Below are 1,586 nucleotides of genomic sequence, written 5' to 3'. Positions count from 1 at the left end.
GGTAAAGAAACGGAGTTCTCGTATGTTAGTGGGATAGGCCCTCATCAACTGGTTACGCGACATGCACAGCTTTCGAACGAGACCAAACTCATAGCTCTCCATATATTTGATGCCACCCCACACTAGGTTGGAGGAGTGCATACTTGTCTCACTGGCAAAGTCCTTTCGATCAATCAGACCAACCTTGAGGCCCTGTCCTGCAAGTGCCGCAAAGGAGACTGCTCCGTTGATTCCTCCCCCTATGACAAGCACATCAAGTGGTTCTTCAGTAATCTTCTTTAATTGTTCATCGCGCTGCATATCCCATCCTCAAAAAATTGGCCTCTTCAATAGAGAATTAAGAATACGATGCAATTATCGATTACTTTTGTCAAATAATTTCTCTATTGATGAAAACTGACAACTAAAAATTAAGAAACTGTTTTGATAACCAACTTGGTTACCAGCTATTTTTCAAAATGGTTTTTCACAATATGGAGAAGTTGGAAGGGGAAAATTAAGGACGTGAGCCTTGATTCGATGTGGATTTCGATTAGGTGGAGATTCGTGAGACACTTTTCAGGAAGTGTAATGCTCAAATCTCGAGAGGGGAGCAGACCTGAAAAAACTGTCTGCAGTAGACGTTGAGTGGGATAGGTTTGCTAAACTATGATAGTCCCATTTGCAGGCACCCTAGCTCAGTTAAATTACTTAATTGAGCTCTTCCGACAAAATCGACTTCATAGTCTTCTGGGGCAAAGTCAGGACAGGATCGTCCTTGTAGAAAGGCTTCGGCTTGCTTGTGGAGGAAAATCTGATTCTTTTCGCAATCAGGGGCCGCACCAATGTACATGACATTGCTGTAGTCATTTCCTTGATGATGATCTTCTACAGCATGAATGACGTCTGGGTGCCACCACACAGTATCACCAGGTTGAACCTTTGGAATGGGGACCAAAGCTTTCAGTAGCAGTTGGTGGTAGTCAGTCAGAATGGAGAGAGCTCTTCCAGCTTTTGCTCCACAGAGATCGTCATCGGCAACATCATTCTGCAATGCCCTGAGAAGAATCCAGGCCATTCCTCTGGCAATTGGAATGAGTTGAAGTGTACCTTCACCGGGTCCTTGTGGTGTTAAGGCAGTCCATCCTTGAAATGTTCGGAACATCTGGCAGACGGCAGGAGAAGGGATCTCTTTTGTCTCGGTACGATGAGCCGCTGCAAAGGGATCATACTTTTGCCATTCCCCAGAGTAAACATGTCGATAAACATTGTGGAAGCCCTCATCCAGCCAACGCTCCACTGAACCCCCGTCAACGTGTGGTGAAAGGCCAAGGGTGCTATCGCCGGGCTGGCGTCGACGCAATCGATCAGCATAGGAGCATTCTTGATCTGGATTGAAGACTGGTTGGCCAGACTGATTATGATCCCAGAGCTTATTCAACCATCTTCTTGCTGACGCTAGTTCTTCAGACTGGCGTGCTTCGATTTGAGGTTTGGACCAATACAAACCGAAAATTTGTGGTCGACCGGAAGCTAGTTGACTGAAGTATTGGTCCAGACCACGTTTTTCAATTTCTTTGTCATAGTACTGATTGGATTCGATATAT

General features: G+C 45.4%; 2 protein-coding genes. Both read right to left on the bottom strand.

All coding sequences use genetic code 11. The features are described from left to right. Positions 1-300, bottom strand: a 300-nt coding sequence (locus P8O70_14665; GenBank protein MDG2198092.1) for an FAD-dependent oxidoreductase, incomplete at its 3' end; no start/stop codon positions are given. A gap of 346 nt (positions 301-646) precedes the next feature. Then, a partial coding sequence (locus P8O70_14660; protein MDG2198091.1) for a DUF1479 family protein occupies positions 647-1,586 on the bottom strand: 940 nt, incomplete at its 5' end.

It is taken from the genome of SAR324 cluster bacterium (genome assembly GCA_029245725.1).
Classification (GTDB): domain Bacteria; phylum SAR324; class SAR324; order SAR324; family NAC60-12; genus JCVI-SCAAA005.
The sequence above is the reverse complement of the archived record's forward strand: the minus strand, read 5'-3'. Positions and strand labels throughout refer to the sequence as shown.